The sequence below is a fragment of the Candidatus Pelagibacter sp. HIMB1709 genome, from assembly GCF_052047635.1.
Classification (GTDB): domain Bacteria; phylum Pseudomonadota; class Alphaproteobacteria; order Pelagibacterales; family Pelagibacteraceae; genus Pelagibacter.
This window is the reverse complement of sequence record NZ_JBNAJW010000001.1, coordinates 306,519-330,041: the sequence shown is the minus strand read 5'-3', so window position 1 is coordinate 330,041 and position 23,523 is coordinate 306,519. Positions and strand designations below refer to the sequence as shown.

22 protein-coding genes are annotated in these 23,523 nt (G+C 30.0%); 11 read left to right on the top strand and 11 right to left on the bottom strand.

The annotated features are described in order from the left end of the window. The first annotated feature begins 38 nt into the window (after window positions 1-38). The 5 genes from ACTTAR_RS01855 (at window position 39) to ACTTAR_RS01835 (ending at window position 4,885) form a co-directional block, all read left to right on the top strand. On the top strand, window positions 39-833 hold the full coding sequence (locus ACTTAR_RS01855; RefSeq protein ID WP_440680420.1) for an adenylyl-sulfate reductase: 795 nt from the start codon (window positions 39-41) through the stop codon (window positions 831-833). 33 nt (window positions 834-866) lie between these two features. Then, complete coding sequence (gene aprB / locus ACTTAR_RS01850) at window positions 867-1,337, top strand: adenylyl-sulfate reductase subunit beta (protein WP_075506608.1); 471 nt, start codon at window positions 867-869, stop codon at window positions 1,335-1,337. Further along, window positions 1,337-3,196 (top strand): adenylyl-sulfate reductase subunit alpha, encoded by a 1,860-nt coding sequence (aprA, locus tag ACTTAR_RS01845; protein WP_440680419.1) that lies wholly within the window; start codon window positions 1,337-1,339, stop codon window positions 3,194-3,196. The genes aprB and aprA overlap by 1 nt, the downstream gene beginning before the upstream one ends. 27 nt (window positions 3,197-3,223) lie before the next feature. Further along, window positions 3,224-3,574: a hypothetical protein gene (locus ACTTAR_RS01840; protein WP_440680418.1), complete on the top strand. Its 351-nt coding sequence runs from the start codon at window positions 3,224-3,226 to the stop codon at window positions 3,572-3,574. 231 nt (window positions 3,575-3,805) lie between these two features. Beyond that, window positions 3,806-4,885: a TSUP family transporter gene (locus ACTTAR_RS01835; RefSeq protein WP_440697531.1), complete on the top strand. Its 1,080-nt coding sequence runs from the start codon at window positions 3,806-3,808 to the stop codon at window positions 4,883-4,885. Here the strand turns inward: ACTTAR_RS01835 and ACTTAR_RS01830 are convergent. Genes ACTTAR_RS01830 through ACTTAR_RS01820 form a run of 3 tightly spaced genes read right to left on the bottom strand, consistent with a single transcriptional unit; the run spans window position 4,882 to window position 7,427 of the window. After that, window positions 4,882-5,955 (bottom strand): YeiH family protein, encoded by a 1,074-nt coding sequence (locus tag ACTTAR_RS01830; protein WP_440680416.1) that lies wholly within the window; start codon window positions 5,953-5,955, stop codon window positions 4,882-4,884. The two genes, ACTTAR_RS01835 and ACTTAR_RS01830, sit on opposite strands and share 4 nt — an antisense overlap. Before the next feature lie 16 nt (window positions 5,956-5,971). Next, a complete protein-coding gene (locus ACTTAR_RS01825) occupies window positions 5,972-7,138 on the bottom strand; it encodes a UxaA family hydrolase (RefSeq protein WP_075506613.1) in 1,167 nt (388 codons plus the stop codon). A gap of 4 nt (window positions 7,139-7,142) precedes the next feature. Beyond that, a complete protein-coding gene (locus ACTTAR_RS01820; protein WP_440680415.1) occupies window positions 7,143-7,427 on the bottom strand; it encodes a UxaA family hydrolase in 285 nt (94 codons plus the stop codon). 116 nt (window positions 7,428-7,543) lie between these two features. Between ACTTAR_RS01820 and xsc the strand changes: the two genes are divergently transcribed. The 5 genes from xsc to ACTTAR_RS01795 are packed head-to-tail and all read left to right on the top strand — an operon-like array spanning window position 7,544 to window position 13,087. After that, the gene (gene xsc / locus ACTTAR_RS01815) at window positions 7,544-9,328 is read left to right on the top strand and encodes a sulfoacetaldehyde acetyltransferase (protein WP_440680414.1); all 1,785 of its coding nucleotides are present in this window, start codon (window positions 7,544-7,546) and stop codon (window positions 9,326-9,328) included. A 39-nt stretch (window positions 9,329-9,367) separates the two neighbouring features. Continuing rightward, window positions 9,368-10,672, top strand: a complete 1,305-nt coding sequence (locus ACTTAR_RS01810) for an NAD(P)/FAD-dependent oxidoreductase (protein ID WP_440680413.1) — start codon at window positions 9,368-9,370, stop codon at window positions 10,670-10,672. A 44-nt stretch (window positions 10,673-10,716) separates the two neighbouring features. Further along, window positions 10,717-11,100, top strand: a complete 384-nt coding sequence (locus tag ACTTAR_RS01805; protein WP_440697530.1) for an SxtJ family membrane protein — start codon at window positions 10,717-10,719, stop codon at window positions 11,098-11,100. Between the two features lies 1 nt (window position 11,101). Next, window positions 11,102-11,251 (top strand): DUF5989 family protein, encoded by a 150-nt coding sequence (locus tag ACTTAR_RS01800; RefSeq protein WP_440680411.1) that lies wholly within the window; start codon window positions 11,102-11,104, stop codon window positions 11,249-11,251. Then, window positions 11,252-13,087 (top strand): carbamoyltransferase family protein, encoded by a 1,836-nt coding sequence (locus ACTTAR_RS01795; RefSeq protein ID WP_440697529.1) that lies wholly within the window; start codon window positions 11,252-11,254, stop codon window positions 13,085-13,087. It begins immediately after the preceding gene. A 9-nt stretch (window positions 13,088-13,096) separates the two neighbouring features. Here the strand turns inward: ACTTAR_RS01795 and ACTTAR_RS01790 are convergent, their stop codons facing one another. The 8 genes from ACTTAR_RS01790 to ACTTAR_RS01755 all read right to left on the bottom strand — a co-directional run bounded on the left by ACTTAR_RS01790 (window position 13,097) and on the right by ACTTAR_RS01755 (window position 22,269). After that, on the bottom strand, window positions 13,097-14,221 hold the full coding sequence (locus tag ACTTAR_RS01790) for a hypothetical protein (RefSeq protein ID WP_440697528.1): 1,125 nt from the start codon (window positions 14,219-14,221) through the stop codon (window positions 13,097-13,099). A gap of 48 nt (window positions 14,222-14,269) precedes the next feature. After that, the gene (locus ACTTAR_RS01785) at window positions 14,270-16,522 is read right to left on the bottom strand and encodes a sulfatase-like hydrolase/transferase (protein ID WP_440697527.1); all 2,253 of its coding nucleotides are present in this window, start codon (window positions 16,520-16,522) and stop codon (window positions 14,270-14,272) included. Between the two features lie 350 nt (window positions 16,523-16,872). Continuing rightward, on the bottom strand, window positions 16,873-17,649 hold the full coding sequence (locus ACTTAR_RS01780; RefSeq protein ID WP_440697526.1) for a fumarylacetoacetate hydrolase: 777 nt from the start codon (window positions 17,647-17,649) through the stop codon (window positions 16,873-16,875). Between the two features lie 11 nt (window positions 17,650-17,660). After that, window positions 17,661-18,521, bottom strand: a complete 861-nt coding sequence (locus ACTTAR_RS01775) for a DMT family transporter (protein ID WP_440697525.1) — start codon at window positions 18,519-18,521, stop codon at window positions 17,661-17,663. Window positions 18,522-18,537: 16 nt separating this feature from the next. Then, complete coding sequence (locus ACTTAR_RS01770; protein WP_440697524.1) at window positions 18,538-19,338, bottom strand: M23 family metallopeptidase; 801 nt, start codon at window positions 19,336-19,338, stop codon at window positions 18,538-18,540. Beyond that, a complete protein-coding gene (locus ACTTAR_RS01765) occupies window positions 19,323-20,081 on the bottom strand; it encodes an SDR family NAD(P)-dependent oxidoreductase (RefSeq protein ID WP_440697523.1) in 759 nt (252 codons plus the stop codon). The genes ACTTAR_RS01770 and ACTTAR_RS01765 overlap by 16 nt, the downstream gene beginning before the upstream one ends. Then, complete coding sequence (locus ACTTAR_RS01760) at window positions 20,081-20,674, bottom strand: TerC family protein (RefSeq protein ID WP_440697522.1); 594 nt, start codon at window positions 20,672-20,674, stop codon at window positions 20,081-20,083. The genes ACTTAR_RS01765 and ACTTAR_RS01760 overlap by 1 nt, the downstream gene beginning before the upstream one ends. Beyond that, on the bottom strand, window positions 20,674-22,269 hold the full coding sequence (locus ACTTAR_RS01755) for a GMC family oxidoreductase (protein WP_440697520.1): 1,596 nt from the start codon (window positions 22,267-22,269) through the stop codon (window positions 20,674-20,676). The genes ACTTAR_RS01760 and ACTTAR_RS01755 overlap by 1 nt, the downstream gene beginning before the upstream one ends. 140 nt (window positions 22,270-22,409) lie before the next feature. On the opposite strand from ACTTAR_RS01755, the gene ACTTAR_RS01750 reads away from it, so the two are divergent. Beyond that, on the top strand, window positions 22,410-23,504 hold the full coding sequence (locus tag ACTTAR_RS01750; RefSeq protein WP_262589327.1) for a TRAP transporter substrate-binding protein: 1,095 nt from the start codon (window positions 22,410-22,412) through the stop codon (window positions 23,502-23,504). Window positions 23,505-23,523 lie beyond the last annotated feature (19 nt).

Sequence of the window (23,523 nt, the reverse complement as noted above, 5' to 3'; positions counted from 1 at the left end):
AGAAAATCTCAAATTAACTTTATAAATATTTAAAAATTATGTTATCTACAAATCCTTTTTCAATTTTAGCCGAAACAGTCTCACCTTTTGCAATGCAAAGTTTTATAATTGCTATGGTTATTTTGATTGCAGTTGGAACAATTATTCAAATGATTGTTCACAAAAATGTTACTTATTTTTTTAACAACGCAAAAAAAGCAAAAGCAAATGCTGTTAAAGAATTGAGCACAGGAGAAAGAGCTTCAATTATCGCAAAGACAACAGTTTATGATATTGGGACAACAGCAGAACTTGGATTTGGAAAAAGAAGACTTGCGCACGTTCTTGGAATGTATGGAACAATATTATTTTGGATTGCATCAGCTGTTTTAGTATTTTGTTATACAGGAGCTGACAAACCTACTTCATCTACTTGGTCTATGGTTTGGCATGTAGGAGCAATACTTACATGTGTTGGTGGTTATTGGTTCTGGTTTTTCTTAAGAGTAGATGTATCTGCGGAAGCGCATCCATGGTACAGAATAATTAAAGCTGATTTATTTGTTTTAGCTTTATTAGCTTGTTCGACTTTTGGTTTATTGTGGTCTTACACACAATCTAATGGTCAAGCAGGATTATCTTATTTATTTTTGACTTTATTTGTTCTTTCAAATTTAGTTTTATTTGGAGGAGTTTATTGGTCTAAATTTGCACACATGTTTTATAAACCTGGTGCAGCAATCCAAAAAAATTTAGCAGAAGCAGATGGTTCACGAGACAACTTACCTCCTCCTGCTGACGCGCCTGAACAGTTTGGTTTAGGTATTAAAAGAGAACAACCTAAACACTATTAATATGATGAAATTAAAAAAGGAGAATAAATAATTATGTCAACTTTCGTATACATGACAAGATGTGATGGCTGTGGTCACTGTGTGGATATTTGTCCATCAGATATTATGCACATAGATGAAAATATCAGACGTGCAAAAAATATTGAACCTAACTTTTGTTGGGAATGTTATTCATGTGTAAAAGCATGCCCAAATCATGCAATTGATGTAAGAGGTTATGCTGATTTTGCTCCTATGGGTCATAGCGTTAGAGTTAGAAGAGAAGAAGAAAAAGGAACAATCTCATGGAAGATCAAATTTAGAAATGGAACAGAGAAAAACTTTGTTTCTCCAATTACCACAAAACCATGGGGTAAATTTATTCCAAAACTTGCTGAAGGTGATAAACCAAACCAAGGTGAGATTAATTCACAAAGACTTTATACTGAACCAGAAGGTTTAAATATTGACGGTGAACTACCATCAGTTCCAAAAGAGTCATTTAAAAAAGGAGTTTATTACTAATGGCTAGACACAAGACACATTACGAAGATTGCGATATATTAGTTGTTGGCGGTGGTATGGCTGGAACGGGTGCTACGTTCGAAGCTAGACACTGGGGAAGAGATATGAAAATTGTTTGTGTAGAAAAAGCAAACATAGATAGAAGTGGAGCTGTTGCTCAAGGTCTTTATGCAATCAATTGTTACATGGGAATGCAATGGGGAGAAAATCAACCTGAAGACCATGTTAGATATGCAAGAAATGACTTAATGGGAATGGTTAGAGAAGATTTAGGTTACGACATGGCTAGACATGTAGACTCTACTGTTCACATGTTTGATGAATGGGGTCTTCCAATGATGAAAAATGAACAAACCGGAAGATATTTAAGAGAAGGTAAATGGCAGATCATGATTCATGGTGAAAGTTACAAACCTATTGTTGCTGAGGCGGCAAAAAAATCTGCTGACAAAATTTATAATAGAATAATGATCACTCATTTACTTATGGATGAGTCTCAAGATAATAGAATTGGTGGAGCTGTAGGTTTCAACATGAGAACGGGTGATTTTCATGTATTTAGAGCAAAAGCTGTTATAGTTGCAGCTGGTGGTGCTTCTCACATCTTCAAACCAAGAGCAGTTGGAGAAGGAATGGGTAGAACTTGGTACGCTCCATGGAGTAATGGTTCAGCTTACGCACTTCCGATTGCTGCTGGAGCTAAAATGACACAAATGGAAAATAGAATTGTGTTATGTAGATTTAAAGATGGTTATGGTCCTGTTGGAGCCTATTTCTTACACTTAAAAACATATACTCAGAATGCTAATGGTGAGAATTATGAGAAAAAATGGTATGATCAAACTAAAGAGCTAGTTGGAGAATATATTGATCATCATCCAACACCTACTTGTTTAAGAAACCATGCTTTTATTCAGGAAGTTGCTGCCGGTGGTGGACCAATTCATATGGTTACAACTGAGGCTTTCCAGGATCCACACTTAGAGACAGTTGGTTGGGAGAACTTCTTAGGAATGACTGTTGGTCAAGCTGTAGTATGGGCGTCTCAAAACATTGACCCTAAATACACAAACCCTGAATTAACAACCTCAGAACCTTATGTAATGGGTTCACACGCTACTTGTTCAGGAGCTTGGGTGAGTGGTCCAGAAGATTTATCTCCACCAGAATATTTCTGGGGTTATAACAGAATGCTTACAATTGATGGGTTATTTGGTGCTGGAGACACTGTGGGTGGAAGTGCTCATAAGTTTTCATCTGGATCTTTCACAGAAGGTAGATTAGCTGCTAAAGCTGCTGTTAAGTATATCGAAGATAAAAAAGCTGAAGGTGTTAAGGTTTCAGACAAACAATGTGAAGATTTTAAAGCTATGGTCTACAAACCACTTGAAAACTACACTGTTGCACAAAACGAAATAACAGGAGGAACTGTTTCTCCTAGTTATATATCACCAATACAAGGTCTACAAAGACTACAGAAGATTATGGATGAATATGTAGGTGGTATTACATCTAATTATATGACCAATGGCAATATGTTGAAAAGAGGCCTTGAATTGCTTGAATGGCTTCAAGAAGACCTTGAACATGTTGGTGCTGAGGATTATCACCAATTGATGAGAGCTTGGGAATTAAAACATAGAGCTTTAACTTCTCAGTGTGTAACTGAACATACTTTATTTAGAGAAGAAACTAGATGGCCAGGATACTATTATAGAGGAGATCATATGAAACTTGATGATGATAATTGGCATTGTCTGACAGTTTCTAGAAGAGATCCAAAAACTGGTAAATTTAGTATGGAGAAGGTTCCTGTCTACCACATCGTGGATGAGAACGAGAAGAAAAAAGCTTCTTAAGATACTTTAATTAGAAATAGATAAGTTATGGATATTTTATCAAAAAAAGACGATGAAATATATGAGTTGGCTAAACCTATTTGGTTCAATCTAATCAAATCATCAAACCTTAAAGATTATGGTGGATTTACTAGAGATTTTTCAACTCAGATGCTCTTTGGAGCCAATGAAGTAGAGCTTGGAAAACAATGGGCTAACAATAAGCTAATTACAAATCTTCATGAAACTTTCGAGCCCTTTGGTTGTCTTAGAAGAGGAGAGCATATAACCGTTTTGATAAAACAGACCAACAAAGAAATACCAGGAGAATTTTTGGGAAGGTTGGTTTTAGGTGTTGAGGATGGAATGGTTAAAGTTTTTGGTGCAACGATCTATTAGAAAAAAATTTATCTAATTTTTTAAAATAATATTTGACAATTTGTTCTCTGGGTGTATTGACGCACTTAATGCAATTTTCTAACGTAAAAATTTTCAATAAACTTACTAGCTTAAAAGTTTCTTTAGTGAAAACAGGTATATTTTTAAGTCTAGCTGCTTATTGGGGAGTTATTATAGTTGGAACTTTTATTACTTTTAACTAAATTGTTTTTAAACAATTTAATTATTTAAATGGATGTATTTTTACCCATCGCTCAAGTTTTTGTTAATCCAATAGAAATACTTATATTAAGCGCAATCGTTGGTGTCCTTTCTGGATTGTTTGGAGTAGGTGGTGGTTTTTTAATGACACCTTTTTTAATTTTTTTAGGAATTCCTCCTGCTTACGCAGTTGCAAATGAAGCTAACAATATCTTAGCCACTTCAGTTTCTGGTTCAACAACGCATTATTTAAAAAATACTTTAGATTACAAAATGGGTTTAATGATTGTCATTGGTGGTGCTATAGGTACCTCATTAGGAATTTTTACTTTTTCTTATTTTAAAGGTATCGGAAAGATAGATACGGTAATTTCTTTAGCTTATATGTATATTTTAGCAATCATTGGGTCTTTAATGTTAGTCGAAAGTCTAGGAGAAATAGATAGAGCAAAAAAGAACATTTTAGTTAAAAAAAAATTACATGTTCATTATTGGATCCATGGTCTTCCTTTAAGAATGAGATTTCCAAAATCAAAGTTATATGAAAGTATTTTTACTCCTATAATTATTGGTTTAGTTGTTGGTTTTATTGCCGCAATAATGGGAATAGGTGGAGCATTTATATTGGTACCAGCAATGATTTATATTATAAAGATGCCAACCAAACTTGTTCCTGGAACATCGCTTTTTGTTACTATTTTTGTAAGCGTAATTGTTACTTTCTTGCATTCATTTAATTATGGCTCGATTGATTTACTTTTAGTATTTCTACTTGTTATTGGTTCTATAATTGGTGTTCAGATTGGACAAAAACTAGGAGAAAAAATTGATAGCTCAGGATTAAGAGCATTGATGGCTATTTTGATTTTAGCAGTTGGTATTGCTATTGCTTACGACTCATTTTTTGCAGATCATGATACAAATGAAACAAACACTTCTGTAATTCCTGACTTAAATTTCTTCTCACAATTTATTTTAGATTTTTCTAATGAGATGCCATTCTTTTATGGCTTATTTTCAATAATGTTTGCAATATTTCTAGGTGTAGCAGCAGCATTTATAAGAAGATTTTTTTCAAATTTTAAAAAACAAATGTTGAAGAAATCTTAATTAAGTAAGTAAAGATATAATTCAATAGTCCCTAAACAAACAATCCCAACAGTAGCCATTCCAACAAATCCAACCACAAAAGGTTTGTATCCCATATTTTTTATATCTCTTAAATTTGTAGACATACCAATTGCTGCCATTGCCATTGTTAAGAATATTTTTGATAAAGATTTAATACCATCTACAATGCTAAGCCAAAGTTCACTATTGTTTATAATAAAAAGTTGATCACCAACATTTCGAACGATAATCATTACAACAAATCCAAGTACAAAATAGGGAAAAATATCAATTATTGAGTATTTTTTTTCTTTAGTTTGTCCTCTGTTATAAAGATAAGCAAACAAAGGTATCATAATAATCAAAAAAGTATTTCTTATTAGTTTAGTAACTGTTGCTACATTTAAAGTCTCTGGACTATTGAATTGTTGATCATAGATCAATCCAGCCGCCGCTACTTGCGCTGTTTCATGTATAGAAGTTCCTAAAAATAAACCAATTAGAAGTGGTTCACCATTAAAATAAAAATTTGCAAAGTATGGGTAGATCAACATTGAAAGAATTCCAAACAAAGTGATATTCGCAATCGCATAAGATATCTCATTTTTTTTTGCACCAATAACAGGGGCAGTTGCCATGATTGCTGTTGTTCCACATACTGTGCTTCCTATAGAAATAAGATAAGCCATATTCCTAGGAATTTTTAATTTGTTGATCAAAAGTTTAATGACAACCAATACACTAACGATACAAATTATTATTAAAGGAATAGCAATTGCACCAAATTCAAGAAACTCAAAAGGTTTTAATTGAATTCCTAAGCAAATAATTCCAAGTTTTAAAATATTTTTTTGAGTAAAATCTAAACCTCTTATGAAACTTTCTCTTATTTTAAAAACATTTCCAAAGAACATTCCTAAAAGGATTGCTATCATTGCGGTAGATATAGGACTTTTTTCATATCCTAATAACTCGGTGCCAATAATATTATTAAAACCTTGTGATAGTGTGTAAAGAACAAACGCAAGTATAATACCGGGTAAAAGTACCAGGTACTTATTTTGAGCCATAAATTTGAGTTTTTAATTAAGCACTTCTGTAAAGCTTAGTCATTACAAATTCTCTATGACCTAAAGCTTCAGCACAAGTTAACCTTCCATTAGCTGTTCTAATAGTTGCTTTAATTAGTTCATCACCAGCTTGATCCAAATTCATTTCTCTAGAAAGAATTTTAGAAACATCACAGTCGATATGTTCTTTCATGCTGACTGCTGTTAATGGATTAGCTGTTAATTTAACAACTGGTTCAATTGGGTTTCCAATAATATTTCCTTGTCCTGTCGGGAACAAGTGAATATTAAAACCACCAGCAGCTTGTAAAGTAACACATTCAGCTGCAGCTGATGAAGTATCCATAAAATATAATCCTGGACCTTTTTGTGGTTCTTCAGCAGGTGTTAAAACATCTACAAATTGTCTTGATCCTATTTTTTGAAAATTTCCAAATGCTTTTTCTTCAATTGTAGTTAGTCCTCCAGCAATATTTCCAGCTGTTGGTTGACTTTCTGATAAATCATCTGTTGCTTCTTTTAAAATAAAATCGTTGTATTCATTCCAAGTTTTTTTAAACTTCTCTTGTGCTTCTGGAGTTTTACCTCTTTTTTCACAAACAGTTTCTGCACCTGTTAGTTCCGAAGTTTCACCAAAACACAAATGAACCCCTAATGGCTCCAATTTGTCCATTAGATTTCCAACTGTAGGATTAGATGCAAGACCTGAAGTAGTATCAGACTCTCCACATTTTACAGAAATCCAAAGATCACTTATTGGACACTCTTCTCTTTGTTTTTCAGAAGCCCACATTGAAAATTCTTGAGCTTTTTTCGAGGCTTTCATGATTGTCTCAATGTCACCAGCACCCTCAATGCTAAAACCTTCAACAGGTTTTCCAGTTTTTGCTACTTCATCAACAATTCTTTTTGTCCATTTTGGCTCAATACCAATAATTATGGCAGCAGCAACATTTGGGTTTTTTGCTGTACCTATCATTGTTCTAAAATGTAACTCTAAATCAGCACCAAACTGCAGTCTTCCATACGAGTGAGGTAGCGCAATGGTGCCTTTGATATTGTTTGCAACAGCTTCTGCACAAGCATTAGAAATATCATCTACAGGTAAAATAATTACATGATTTCTTGTTCCGGCTCTGCCGTTTTCTCTTTTATAACCTAAAAAACTTTTTGGGATTTCCATATTACTACCACTTCTTTGTTTTAACATTGTGAACGTGTACGTGTTCACCTTTTTTAATTGATTTGACTACTTTACCAATATCGTGACCATATTTAATAATAGTGTCACCTTCATTTAAATCACTCATAGCAATTTTGTGTCCTAAAGGGATTTCATCTTCAGATTGAATGTTAACTGTCTTGTCATTTTCCATGATCCAGCAAGAGCAGTCCTGTTTTGGAGCGATTTTTTCAATAACAACTACTCCTACGTTGTCTTTTTCGTCGTGTATAATAATGTCTGTAGCCATAATGTTGTGTCGAATTGTTTGTTTGAAATTATGAAAATCTTATATATTAATCCGAAAAATTGACAAACGAATTTTATAAATTCTTAATAATTATACTTTAGAGGGGTTCTAGTCTTATGACAAAAATGACAACAGAAGAAGCTTTTGTAAAAGTTTTACAAATGCATGGTATTGAGCACGCTTTTGGAATTATTGGTTCTGCTTTTATGCCAATATCAGATATTTTTCCTGATGCAGGAATTACTTTTTGGGATGTAGCACACGAAACAAATGGTGGTTTAATTGCTGATGGTTACACAAGAGCAACAGGTAAAATGTCTATGGTCATAGCACAAAATGGGCCAGGAATAACAGGATTAGTAACTCCAATTAAAACTGCATACTGGAACCATACTCCTCTATTATTGGTAACACCACAAGCTGCAAACAAAACTATGGGTCAAGGTGGTTTTCAAGAAGTAGAACAAATGAACTTGTTTAAAGATATGGTTTGTTATCAAGAAGAGGTTAGAGACCCTTCAAGAATGGCAGAAGTTCTAAATAGAGTAATTGAAAAAGCAATAAGAGGATCAGCTCCTGCACAAATAAACGTTCCAAGGGATTATTGGTGCCAGGTTATTGATATTGATTTACCACCAATTGTTAGATTAGAAAGACAAGGCGGAGGTAACGAAGCAGTATCAAAAGCTGCTGAGTTATTATCTAATGCAAAATTTCCAGTAATACTGTCCGGTGCCGGAGTTGTAATTGGTGGAGCTATTGATGCAACTAAAAATCTTGCTGAGAAATTAGATGCACCAGTATGTTCTGGTTATCAACATAACGATAGCTTTCCAGGAAGTCACCCATTAGCAGTAGGACCTTTAGGTTATAATGGTTCTAAAGCTGCAATGGAATTGATTTCAAAAGCTGATGTTGTTTTAGCACTAGGCACAAGATTAAATCCATTTTCAACTTTACCAGGATATGGAATTGATTATTGGCCAAAAAATGCAAACATCATTCAAGTAGATATTAATCCTGATAGAATTGGTTTGACTAAAAAAGTAACAGTTGGAATTAGTGGTGATGCAAAATTAGTCGCAGAGCAAATTTTAGCAAAACTATCTTCAAACGCTGGAGATACAGATAGACAGGCTAGAAAAGATTTAATTCACCAAACAAAATCTGCATGGTTACAAAAACTCTCAAGTTTAGATCATGAAGATGATGATGAGGGAACAGTTTGGAATAAAGAAGCTAGAGAAAGAGATTCAGATAGAATGTCACCAAGACAAGCTTGGAGAGCAATTCAATCTGGTATGCCTGATGACGTAATTATCTCAAGTGATATTGGAAATAATTGTGCAATTGGTAATGCTTACCCAACTTTTGAAAAACCAAGAAAATATTTAGCCCCAGGTTTATTTGGACCTTGTGGTTATGGATTTCCATCTATACTAGGTGCAAAAATTGGTTGTCCTGATACTCCAGTAATTGGTTTTGCTGGTGACGGAGCTTTTGGAATCAGCATGAATGAGATGAGCTCATGTGCTAGGGAAGAATGGCCTGCAATTACAATGGTAATTTTCAGAAATTATCAATGGGGTGCAGAAAAAAGAAATACTACTCTATGGTTTGATAATAATTTTGTTGGAACGGAGCTAGACCCTGAATTAAGTTACGCTAAAGTTGCTGATGCATGTGGTTTAAAAGGTGTAACTGTTAGAACAATGGAAGAAACAACAAATGCAATCAAGCAATCTTGTGAAGATCAAAAGAAAGGAATTACAACATTTATAGAAGTAATTCTAAACCAAGAACTTGGCGAGCCATTCAGAAGAGATGCTATGAAGAAACCGGTAAGAGTTGCTGGTATCAACAAAGCAGATATGAAGAAACAACCTTCATTAAACTCTTAAAATCTTTTAAAAATTTATCAATTATCGTAAAGTCACTTCATGGAAGTGACTAACGATAATAGCTGTAGTTGGATTAATGACCTTAATCCAAGAACAAACATCAGGTCTCTTTTATCAAACGATGAGTGTGATTGGTTAATAATAGGAGCTGGTTATACAGGTCTGTCCGCTGCAAGAAAATTAGCTCAAATAAATTCAAATTTAAAAATTATACTAGCAGATGCTCAGTTAGCTGGTGAGGGTGCTAGTGGAAGAAATTCAGGTTATTTAGTTGATACAACACTGAATGATGGTTTCACATCAAATAAAGAACTGCAAAATTATAAAAAGAAAGCTGATATTTATTCATTAGGAATAGATGTGGTAAAAAAATTTATTAAAGAACATCAAGTTGATTGTGATTGGAATGAAAGTGGTAAATATTTTGCTTCATCAAAAATTGAAGATAAAAAAATTTTAGAAAATTTTTCAAATACATTAACTAAGTTAGGCTTTGAACACAGTTTATTAGGAAACAAAGAATTGTCTGAAAAATTAGGTACTAGTTTTTATAATATCGGACTTTACACAAAGGGTGGTATTCTACTACATCCAGGAAAATTAGTTAGAGCAATGGTTGATGTTCTTCCTACTAATGTTTTTTTGTATGAAAATTCTTGTTTATTAAATTGGTCTAAAAATAAAGATTTTATATCTTGTAATTTTAAAAACGGAATAATTAAAACAAAAAATATTATTTTTGCCACGAATGGTTTCTTGAAATCATTAGGTATAAAATCAAATTATAATTTTCCAATTACTTTAACTGCTAGTATGACAAGAAGATTGTCTGATGAAGAATTCAAATCTATTGGAGAACCAAAAGAATGGGGAGTACTACCTGTAAGACCAATGGGTGCAACAATTAGAATGACAAAAGATAGAAGAATTTTGATAAGAAATACTGCAGAAGTTCACAATCCATTTAGCATGTCAAATTCTACTCTTCAAAAAAGATCTTTAAATCAGAAAATTGGAATACAAAAAAGATTTCCTCAATTACCTAAAGATATAATCGAGTTCTCTTGGTCAGGTATTGTCTCAAGAACAAGAAATAGCTCTCAAATATTTGAAAAAATTGATGATAATATTTTTGCTGCTGGTTGTTATAATGGCTCAGGTATTGGTGTAGGAACTTTATTTGGTGAACAAATTGCAATTAAAGCAATTGGTGAAAATAGTTTAGAAATAGAGACTATCGAAAAAAGAAACAAACCAACTTGGCTACCTCCTGAACCTTTTTTAAGTTTTGGTGTAAGATTAAGACTAATTTATGAGAAATTTAAAGCAAAAACTGATGTTTAAATTTAATATTTGTTATCTGTCTTTTTTGTAATAATAACTTTAAAATGGAAAATATAAAAATAAATTCAAACAAAAATTTCGGAATAGTTTTTTTTATATTTTTTCTAATTATAGCTATTTATCCTCTTTTAAATAATGGAGGTGTTAGATATTGGTCATTGGTCTTATCTTTAATCTTTCTTATTTTAGGCATAATTAATTCAAAAATTTTAACTCCATTTAACTATGCTTGGTTTAAATTTGGAATTTTTTTAGGAAAGATTGTTTCGCCATTGATTATGGGTGTTATTTTTTTTATCATTGTAACGCCAATAGCAATAATTATGAGAGTTTTAAGAAAAGATTTATTAGGATTAAAATTTGATAATAGTGATTCTTACTGGATAAAAAAAAATGAAACTAAAAGTACAATGAAAAATCAATTTTAAAATGGATTTTATTAAGGAATTTTGGGAATTTTTAAAAGTAAGAAAAAAATATTGGCTTTTACCAATAATAATAGTTTTGGCTTTATTTGGTGGCTTAATTGTTTTGACTCAAGGTTCTGCTGTTGCGCCATTTATTTATACTATTTTTTAAGTGACTAAAATTTTAGGTATATCTGCGTTTTATCATGATAGTGCTGCTTGTCTCTTAATAGATGGTAAAATTACAGCTGCTGCCCAAGAGGAAAGGTTCACAAGAAAAAAACATGACCCTAGTTATCCTAAAAATGCAATTAATTTTGTTTTAAATTTTTCAGGAATTAAATTAAGTGAAGTTGATCAAATAGTTTTTTTTGAAAAACCTTTCTTAAAGTTTGAACGTTTACTAGAAACTTACGTTGCATTTGCTCCAAAAGGTTTCTTATCATTTAGTAAAGCTATGCCTTTGTGGATTAAAGAAAAACTTTTTCAAAAAAACTTATTATTTAATAAACTTAAAGAACATGACGAAGATTATAAATCTGACAAAAATATTTTTTTCTCAGATCATCATTTAAGTCATGCTTCAAGTGCATTTTTTCCATCTCCGTTTAATGAAGCTATTATTTTAACTGCTGATGGAGTGGGAGAGTGGGCGACCACAACTGTAGCTATTGGTAAAGGCAATAATCTTGAAATAAAGAAAGAAATACACTTTCCTCATTCCCTTGGACTTTTGTATTCAGCTTTTACCTATTTTACAGGATTTAAAGTAAATAGCGGAGAGTATAAATTAATGGGTTTAGCACCTTATGGTAATCCAATTTATGAAGATAAAATTTACAAAATAATTGATGTTAAAAATGATGGAACTTTTAGACTTGATCAAAGTTATTTTAATTATGCAACTGGTTTAACAATGACAAGTAAAAAATTTCATATTCTGTTTGATTCTGAACCAAGGAATCCATTGAAAGATAAACTTACTCAATTTCACATGGATATTGCTGCTTCCATCCAAAAAGTTACTGAAAACATAATGATAAAATTATTAAAATCATTAAAAATTGAATATGGAATAAACAATTTGTGTATGGCTGGGGGTGTAGCTTTAAATTGTGTTGCAAATGGAAAAATTCTTGAAGAAAAAATATTTGATAAAATTTGGATACAACCTGCTGCTGGTGATGCTGGTGGTGCTTTGGGTGCAGCTTTAGCATTATGGCACCTGGAATTTAATAAATCACGTGAAATAAATCCAAACGATAGCATGCATGGTTCATATCTTGGCCCAGAATTTTCTCAAGATCAAATTGAAATACATTTAAGGGAAATAGGGGCAAATTTTGAAGTTTTAGAATATGAAAATTTAATAGAAGTGACTGCTGATCTATTATCAAAAGAAAAAGCTATAGGTTGGTTTCAAGGAAGAATGGAATTTGGACCAAGAGCATTGGGGTGTCGGTCAATTTTAGGTGATCCCAGATCAGAAGCTACTCAGAAAAACTTAAATTTAAAAGTGAAATACAGAGAAAGTTTTAGACCTTTCGCACCTTCAATCCTTAAAGAAGATTTAAACAATTGGTTTGATATTAATATAGATAGCCCATATATGCTTTTAGTTTCACATATAAAAAAAGATAAAAAAATTGAAATGACAGAAGAACAAAAAAAATTATTTGGTATAGATAAATTGAATATCAAAAGATCAGAAATTCCAGCAGTAACTCATGTAGATTATTCTGCAAGAATACAAACCATAGATAAAAAAAATAATAGAAAATATTTTGATTTAGTCACAAAATTTAAAGAGAAAACAGGATGCCCTGTTTTAGTAAATACATCTTTTAATGTAAGAGGTGAACCAATAGTTAATACTCCTTTGGATGCATTTAATTGTTTTATGGGTACAGAATTAGATTATTTAGTTATTGGAAATTGTATATTAGATAAATCAAAACAAAATCTAAATCTTAAAAAAAATTATAAGGAAAAATTTGAACTGGATTAATTGATTTTATTAATTATTTTTTAAATTACCAATAATATGTTTAGCTATAATTTTATGTCCACCCGAATTCCAATGAATATCACAAATTATATGGTTTTCTTTGTAGTTTTTGATGGGGTCTGATGAAATAAAAAAATCTTCATTGGTATCTATAAAAGTGACATTATTTTCTTTTGACCAACTATTTAGCAAATTATAATGTCTACTTTGAATTTTATTATAATTACCCTCTAAAACATCTATAGCGCTAGGGTAATATACGATTAGTAGTTCAATCTTATTCATATCTAAAAAATTTTTTATTTTTGTTAAATAATTTAAAGTCTTAATTTGACCATTTATAGCCCAATCAGATAAATTTATTTCATCATTAAAAGCATACCCAAATCTTTCATAATCTAAAAATTTTTTAAAATTTTTAATTGAATTTTTTTTATCTAAACATAATTGGGATCTTTCGTTGACAGAATTCAAACCAAATATTTCATAGAATTTAAATACAAAAGAATTTTGTTTTAAGTAATTTTTAAAAAAATATTTAAAATTTTTAAATTTTACTTCCTCATCTGTATTCCATTTTCTAACAATATTTCCATATTTATCTTCTCGATAAAACAAACCTTCATCTTGTATATCTGATGTATCTATGAATAAAAAAATTTTATCAAATTTTAAATTTTCATTTTTAACAAAATGAATTATTTTTTTATAATAAATAGATGGCGAATAGCTAACATAACCAAGATTTAAATAATTGAAGTTGCTGTTTTGATTTTTAATATGATTTATAAAATGATCTTCAAATTTAATTCCAGAACCATAAACAAAAGAGTCTCCCATAAAACCTATATTTTTTTTATTATCGTCATAAGTATTGTTTGTGTTAATTCTCATTCCATATTGGTTTGTTACAACTTTGTATTTTTTCTCTCCCCAAAACTCATACACGTCAATATTAGGCGCAATTTCATGATGAAATTTTTTTGATTTTAAAGAGTAGTTCTTAGTTACACCTATATTTTTCTTAATATTTTCTGGTAAAAAAAAATTTATTAAAAGATCAAAACTAACTACAATTAGAAATAGTATGAGAGAAAATAAACATAATCTAATAATTTTACGGATTACGATCATCTTAATTTTCAAAATTATTTATGATATTTTTATTATGAATTTTTATGATTAATTTATACATTCAACATTTTCTTTTGTGAAATCCCAAAAATCTGCGTACATTCCATAGAATACATCTCTATATTTACAAATAATATCTAATTCATTTACTGTATCTTTTTTTTCATTCAAGTTGTAAGCAAATATTTTAAAATTATTTTCGATCAATTGTTTTTCAATATTTTTTCCAAATAAATTTTGCAATATATTAAAAATATTATTTTTATATTTTTCTTTAATTTTATGGGAAGCTGCAATAAATGATACATTATTTTTTTTGAGGTAAGTTATTGGATTTTCTATTTCATTTAAAAAATCAATATTAGCAATTACATTATAATCTTTATTTCTAAATTTTTTAAGATCTTTACTATTAAATACTTCTATTATTATTTTTGATTTATCTATATTAATTTGTTCTTCAATCTTTTCTAAACTTCTTAATTTATCTGTTATTAAAATTGCATCTTTATTTTTTTTAAACCAATTATTTATTTTTAAGTAATTCAATCCCTGATGTCCATTTTTATAGCTTGCATTATTGAAGTCAGATAACAAAGGAGGTATTTCACCTTTATAATTTGTATTTTCTTTCCATTTTTTCCAATCATGTGTTGCAACAATATATCCATCTTTAGTAAGCTGCAGGTCAAGCTCAAACATTCTAAATCCCAAATTATAGTTGTGATTAAGAGCTTCTACAGAATTTAAATACTTAATCCCATTAACACCGCCTCCAGCATGTGCAATAAACCTTTCTTTATCAGTTGAATAAATTTGAATATTGTTTTTTTTGCTTATATTTGGAATATTAATATTTATATTGTTGTTATTGATTTTTAAATTATAGGATGTTTTGTCTTTTGCGTTAATAATTTTTCCACTCATCATGATATTATTTTTTTTAAATATTGTTAAAATATTATAGTTAAATACCTCATCTTCTTTTCTAATTTTTCTAGGAGTAGAAGTTTCTTTTTTGTATTCGTCATTTATAAAATTAAAATTTTTATCAAATAGAAGATTAATGTATGAAGATATATTGTTATTTAGATTTAAATTAAAAACCTCATTTTTATCAGACTTTATAGTTAAATTATTATTTTTTACAGATATTACGATTTTTTCTAAAGGTTTATTATAGATTATATTTTCATTATTAAATTTTGAAAAAAAATTTGAATTTTTATTTATAAATTCATTTATATTTGAAATAGAATTATTTTGATTAAAAAATTCTACATTACTTTTTATTCCAACTGAGTCTAAAATTATATTTGCTATATCGAGTTGAGAAGGATCTTCATGAGAGATGATGTTGTTATTGGATATTATATATAAAGAACGTTCTGTTTTATTTATTTTATCATTTATTTGTTTTAACGATTTGTTTTTTGGAAAAAAATGATCTGGTACAATAAATACAGAAGTATTTTTTAAAATTCCTTCATGTTCTAAAAAATTAATAAAATCTCCAACTAAATAATCTAATGATTTTACAGCATGCTCTACATCATTTTCATAATTATCTCCAATAATAGATGTCATTCTTTCATCTCTAATACCATTCAAATGAGTATTTATAGTTGCAGCAAATGTAACGAAAGATTTTTTTTCATCATTTAGTTTTTTTAAATTTTGTTTTAACTCATAAAATAAATCTTTATCGTGATAGCCAAAAGTATTAGGATAAATTTTAAATTTACCAGTAATTTTAGAATGATCTTTTAGATCAAATCCAATTGATTTTAACAAATCTCCAGTACCAACAAAATTGGACTCCCCAACAAAATATTCAATATTTGAATAATTAGATTCTTTAAAAACTTTGCTAAGTGTGTTTAAATTGATTTTCGAAGTATTTTGAAAAATTTTGTTTTTTTCAAATGGAAAATAAGCAGGCAATCCTGTCATTAAACAATACAGAGATCCTACAGACCAGCTACAACCATCAATGTCTTTAATTTTCTTAAAGTGCCATTTTTTTATTATCTTGTTAAGATTGGGTGTAAGTTCTGGAGTGTTAAAAATAAAACCATCGTCTACAGACTCTAGAGTAATTAATATTATATTTTTATCTGGAATTTCAAATGTTTCTATATTTTTTTGATATTTATCTAAATTATTTTTGATAATAAAATTTTTATAATTTTCTTCACTGTTTGTTTTTGATTTTACATCATAAATTAAACTGCCATTATAAATTTTATTTACTTCATAAAGTTTATAAATTGCACTTTTGTTAGGCAGTGTAATCGACAAGAATACTAAAAAAAATAAGGGAAAATATATTATTTTTTTTATGAATTTTTTAACATTAATTTTAACAATAAAATAAATAAGTATTAAATAACTTAAAATTATAAGAAAAAATTCATATTTAAATTGAAATAAGTAAGATTTAATTATTGATATGTCGGAATGAATAAAAAAACGATAATCAATTAATTCTCCTTGAATATAATAGCTTATAAATTCTATTATAAAAAAAAATACTAATATAACGCTTGTTAAAATTTTAATTAATATATTTTGAGAAATATTCGAGGTTAATAAAGCAAATAATAATAATAAAATTAATTGTGTTTCAACAAACATTGTTAAAAAATATATTAAACAATATTAGCCTTTACAGATCCAAGCTTATCTATTTTTGCAGAATACATTCCTTTTTTAATTATTGGAACAACTCCAACTGTAGATCCTGTAAAAACATAAAAATCTTTATCTAAAATTGTTTTATCTTTTTTAACTTTATTTAAAACAAATCTTAAAGAATTTATTGGATTAATATAAACAGCGCCAGTATTTCCATCTACACTTTGCTTAGCTTTTTTATTTGAAATATTAGTTTTTAAATTTCCTATATTTATTTTTTTAAATTTTTTTTTTTGACCTATTAAAAATTTTATATTTCCACCAAAATCACTACTTAAATCACCAAAAGAAGTAATACCTTTTCTTTTTTGTCTATATCCAACAACCTCAATGCAAGGTGCCATGTGAGAAATATATTTTGTTACATTCTTGTTAGTTATTTTGCCTTTTATTGAAAAAAAAGTTTTTTTGATTAAATAACAAACTTCAAGTTCAATCCCTAAAGTGGATTTATTTATTTTTACTTTTTTTCCACTTTTAATTAAATTTTTTTTGAAAACGGAAGCTATAAATGGTTCTTTTTCTTTTAGTTTTTTCATTAATGGAATGCCTGTTCCACCAGCTTTAAAACCTATAATTGGGTCTTTAATTTTGCTTTCACATAATTTTCTAAATTTATTTGCCTCATCAAGTTTTTTTGTAAATTTTATAGGTATTGGTGAAATAATTTTATTTGTTAAAAAAGCATTTACTAATTTATCTGAAATTTTATCTTTAAGTGTTTTTGCCATAATTTTTTAATTTATTTGTTTGATGTTTGATTAATAACAAATATTCCTGAAGTTGTAATTATTATTGCACCTATAACAGTAAATAAATCTGGAATATCATCGTAAAAGAAAAATCCAAAAATTATAGCCCAAAATATTAATGTATAATGAAATGGCTGAATTATGCTAGCTCTTGCGTTTTTCAAAGCTAATATTTGAAAATAAATACCTAATGAAAAAAACAAACCAATTGGTACAAAGAAGTATAAAGATTCAAAGTCTACTGGTTGCCAAAAGCTAAATGCCAATATTGAGGTTATAACAATCCCAACTAAAGAAGAGTAGAACAAGGATACTTCAGGAGCATCATATTCAGTTATTTTTTTTGTTGCGATTTGATAAAGACCCAGAAAAAAAGCTGCTAGCAACGGAATAAAAGAATTTACACTAAATACATCAGATGCAGGTCTAATAATTATCAAAACTCCAATAAAACCTATAAAGATTGCTATCCAAGTTTTGATTGATACTCTCTCATTTAAAATAAATACAGATAAGGCAACTATAATTATAGGTGCTAGTGCACCTATGCTATGAGCGTTCGCTAAAGACAGGTGTTTAAAAGATAAAACAAAAAAACCAGATTCTAAAATAGATAATAGACTTCTTATAATTTGAAGTTTTAAATTATTAGATCTATAAAAATTATTATTGTTAGCTCTTTTTGCTTCTATCAAGCCCAACAAAAGCACAAAAGTATATTTGATAAATAATAATTGAAATATAGAGTAATGAATAACAGCAGTTTTCTGAATTGCATCAAGGATTGAAAATGAAAAGTAAGCAATTATTGCAAAAATAATTCCTATTGTTTCTTTTGATTTATAATTCATTTTTATTTTGTAAAAATTATTTTAAGACAGACATTGGATCCAATCTTGTTTGGAACCAATTTATTCTAAAATCTAAATGAGGTCCTGTAGATCTTCCTGTTGATCCTACTGTTCCAATAATATCACCTTGATTTATTAAATCACCTACAGAAACCAAAACACTTTCTAGGTGAGAATAAATAGTAGAAATTCCATGACCATGATCCATGATTACCGTTCCTCCTGTGTAGTACAAGTCATCTTCTGCCATTGTAACTACTCCTGATCCTGAGGATTTTATCATCGTTCCTTGTTTTGCAGCTATATCAATTCCGTAATGCGGCCATCTAGGCTTGCCGTTTAAAATTCTTTGACTCCCATAAACACCACTAATAATTCCTTCAACAGGCATTATAAATTTTTGTTTGAAAAACTGTAATTCAGAATTTATTGCTCTTGCTTTCCCAATTGCATTATTTTCTTTTTTTATTCTTTTATAGACTGACTCGGGTGGGGTTACTTTGCTTTCTTCTAATCCATCTATTCTTTGAATATTATATTTTCTTTTTAAAACTTTTTTAGTAATTGTAGTTTTTTTTCCATCAAAGATTTTTGTAAATGTAAGATCATATTTTTGATCTCTATCAATACCAAAAACAAAAAAACCATCTTTTGATACTCTTACTTCTTTTTTTCCAATAATTATCTTAGCGTCAGGGTTTGTTTTCCCTAAAATAAAATGACCTTGTAAGAATTTACCTTGAAATTCTATTGCATTTGCAGTGGAAAAAAAAAAGAAAAATATTAAAAAAAATCTATTTATTACTGAGCTGTCCATCCACCATCTATTATAATTGATGTTCCAGTTATCATTGAGGAAGCAGGTGAGGCTAAGAAACAAACTGTTGTCGCTACATCACTTTCAGTTGCTGCTTTTCCCATTGGAATATTTCCAAGTGCTAGTTTTTTAAATTTTTTATTTTTAAAGAAATTTTTAACCATTGGAGTTTCAACAAACGTAGGAGCTACTGTGTTAACTCTTATATTCCTTTTAGCTAACTCTACTCCCATACCTTTTGTCAAACCTTCAATCCCAAATTTAGTCATATTATAAACATTTCTCCCACCCATACCAACATGACCTAATTGAGAAGACATATTGATAATAGAGCCGGGTCTCTTTTTATTTTTAAGCATTTTTTTAACTACTAGTTGTGCAACATTAAATGCAGCTTTTAGATTTAAATCTACCAAGTAATTCATGCTTTTTTGTTTAATTTTTTCAAAAGGTTCAGGAATATTAGTTCCAGCATTGTTTACTAACACATCAATAATTTTGATTTTTTCTAATTTTGCTTTTAGATCTTCATAATTCATTACATCACAAGGAACTTTGATTACTTTACCTTTAATTTTTTTAATATCTTTTTCTAATTTATTTAAATCAGAGGAAGTTCTGCTTAATGCTATTACAGTTGCCCCAGCTTCTGCAAGTCCAATGGAACAAGCTCTACCCAGTCCTTTTCCAGCACCTGTAACTAGTGCGTACTTATTTTTAAGATTAATTTTTTGAAGATACATTAAAAGAATATTATTTTAATATCTGTATAAATCAACTCAACAGCTACTATTAATATTGCTAATAACCCAACCCATGCAATCCATTTGTATCTTTTTATCCATCCAGAAATTAATGTTGCAGCAGTTGCCATTAAAACAATCGATAGAACTAATCCAAATACAAGTAATCCATAATGATCACCTGCAGCACCAGCTACACCTAAAACATTATCTAAACTCATTGTAAAATCAGCAAGTAATACAGTCCAAATTGCTTTTAAAAAGCTAGAGTTATCTACTTTTATATCTTCTTCTGAATCTGATCCTTTGATTACATCAACATAAAGTTTGTAAACAATATAAAGAAGTAAAATTCCACCAATAAGTCTTAGACCAGTAATTTGCAATAAATAAGCTGTTAGTAACGTTAAAATTATTCTTAAAATTACTGCACCACCAATTCCCCAAAATATAACCTTCTTCCTTTGCTCAACAGGAAATTTTGAAGCTACCATTCCAATTATAATGGCATTGTCACCAGCTAGTACTAAATCAATAAAAATTATTTGTGTTAAAATAGCAATCTGTTCAGGAGTAAAAAATTCTGTAAACATTATTGTTGTAGTATCATGTCAGCACCTTTTTCTGCAATCATAATCGTAGGTGCGTTAGTATTTCCTGAAGTAATGTTAGGCATTATTGATGCATCAATAACTCTAAGATTGTCTATTCCTCTTACTTTTAATTTTTCATCAACTACTGACATTTCATCTTGTCCCATCTTACATGTGCCGACAGGATGAAAGATGGTTTGTGCAAAATTTGACGCTTCTCTTACCAATTCCTCATCATCATCAATATGAATACCAGGTCTATATTCTTCAGGTGAATATTTCTTAAAAGTTTCAGATTCCATTATAATTTTTCTTGTCAATTTTAATCCTTTGGCAGCAATCATTCTATCGTGATCAGTTGATAAGTAATTTTGTTTTATTTTTGCATGAATACGTGAGTCTTTGTCAACAATACTTACGTGACCTCTACTTGTAGGTCTTATATTTGAAACAGTTGGAGTGAATGCGTGAAAATCGTGATTTTTTGTAGCTCCCAATGTATCCATACTCATTGGTTGAACGTGCCATTGTAAATCAGGTAATTCTAAAGAAGGATCACTTTTTGCAAACATACAAAGCTGACTCGCTCCCATAGTCATTGGACCACTTCTTTTAAAAACATATTCTAATCCGATTAGTAAATTTCCAAACAAGCTATTAATTTTTTTGTTAAGAGATTTTAAACCATTAATTTTATAAATAGGTCTTAACATTAGATGATCGTGTAGATTTTCACCGACACCATTTAAATTATGAACCATATCAATTCCTAAATTTTTTAGTTTTTCTGGATTTCCAATTCCTGATACTTGCAATATTTGAGGAGAACCAATTGCTCCTGAAGAAACTATAACTTCTCTGTTTGCTTCAGCTGTTTTCAGTTCATTATCTTGCCAGTATTCGACTGATTTTGCCTTTTTATTTTCAAAGTTAATTTTATTAACATGAGCGTGAGTAATAATTTTTAAATTTTTTCTATGCTTAACAGGATTTAGATATCCAACAGCAGTACTGCATCTAAATCCATCTTTTTCTGTTACCTGAAAATAACCACAGCCATGATTATCACCTGTGTTAAAATCTTTTGTTTTTGGTATACCAAATTCCTTAGCAGCATTTTGAAACTCATCTAATAAAGGAAGTTGTATTCTTTGATCTGAGACAGAGAGAGGTCCGCCAACTCCATGATATTCACTTTTACCTCTTTCTTGATTTTCAGCTTTTATAAAATAGGGCAGAACATCATCCCAACCCCAACCAGTATTTCCAAGCTGTCTCCAAATATCATAATCTCTGTGTTGTCCTCGTATATATAAAAGTCCATTGATAGAAGAGCTTCCTCCTAAAGTTTTTCCACGGGGATAACGTATTGAAATATTATTCATGCTTTCATCTGGTTCTGTCTTGTAGCACCAGTCAGTATTAGGATTGTGCATCGTTTTAAAATAACCAACTGGAATATGGATCCATGGGTAATTATCTTTACCTCCAGCCTCAATCAAAAGAACTTTGTGTGAAGAGTTTTCTGATAGCCTATTTGCTAAAACACAGCCTGCAGATCCAGCTCCTAGTATAATAAAATCAAAATTATTCATAAATTAGAACTCTTATAAATTAAAAAAATTATATTTCTAACAAATCTGTTAAAAATTTTAAAATATACCAATATTAACACTTGTTTTAGTTTTCATTCTTTGACAAAGTTTCGACTTTAAAAATAAAGAGAGGGAAACAAATGAAAAAAATCATTTCAATGTTATTTGCAGTTGCAATGGTGTTTGGATTTATTTCAAATGCTAATGCTGCAAAAACACTAAAATGTCAGACAGTTCTTAACACAAAAGCTGATGAAGTTAAGATGTTAAAGGACTTTACTGACACAGTAACAGCGTTAACTGGTGGATCTCTTAAGTTTGAAATTATGCCAGCTGGAGCTGTTGTTGGTGTAAAAGAAACTTTAGATGCAGTTGACAAAGGCCTAATCGATTGTGGTTTCGCATGGACTCACTATTGGTCAGGTGACCATCCTGCAGCTATGCTATTCGGTTCTCCAGTAGCTGGTGGTGGTGTTGGTATTGACAACATTGCATTCTTATCATGGTTTCAGTATGGCGGTGGAAAAGAGTTATACGACAGACTATGGAAAGAAATGGGAAGAGACATCAAAGGATTTATGATTCAACCAGTTGGACCAGAAGCTTTAGGTTGGTTTCCAAAACCAATTAAAGATATGGCTGACTTTAGAAAATATAAGTTCAGAACTCCTCCAGGAATTCCAGGACAAACATATAAAGACATCGGTATCGCATCTGTAGCTATGGGAGGTGGAGATATTCTACCAGCTTTAGAAGCAGGAACAATTGATGCTGCTGAATGGTGTTGTCCAAAACCAGACTTAACGTTTGGTTTCCAAAAAGTATTAAAGCACTACTACCTACAAGGTTTACACCAAGTAGTAGTAAATGCTGACTTTTATATTACTGGAAAAACTTACAATGCTATGAGCGATCATGAGAAGAAGTCTCTTGAAGTTGCAGCTAATGCTTCATTAGCTAAGTCTTTAAGTTACAGAATCTATGAAAATGGTAAAGCTTTAAGAGAGCTTACTGAAGTTCATGGAGTTAAATTAGAGGACACACCTTCTGATTACTTCACAGAATACATGGCTGCAGCTAAGAAAAGTTTGGAAACAAACGCTGCTAACAATGCATTCTTTGCAGAAGTATGGGACTCTATGAAAGAATTTGCTGATATAGCAGTTCCTTTCTGGAGTGGTGCTCAAATGTCTAATGCGAAGCTAGGAATGGCTCACGCAGCAACATTAAAGTAATCCAATAATTAATCTATAA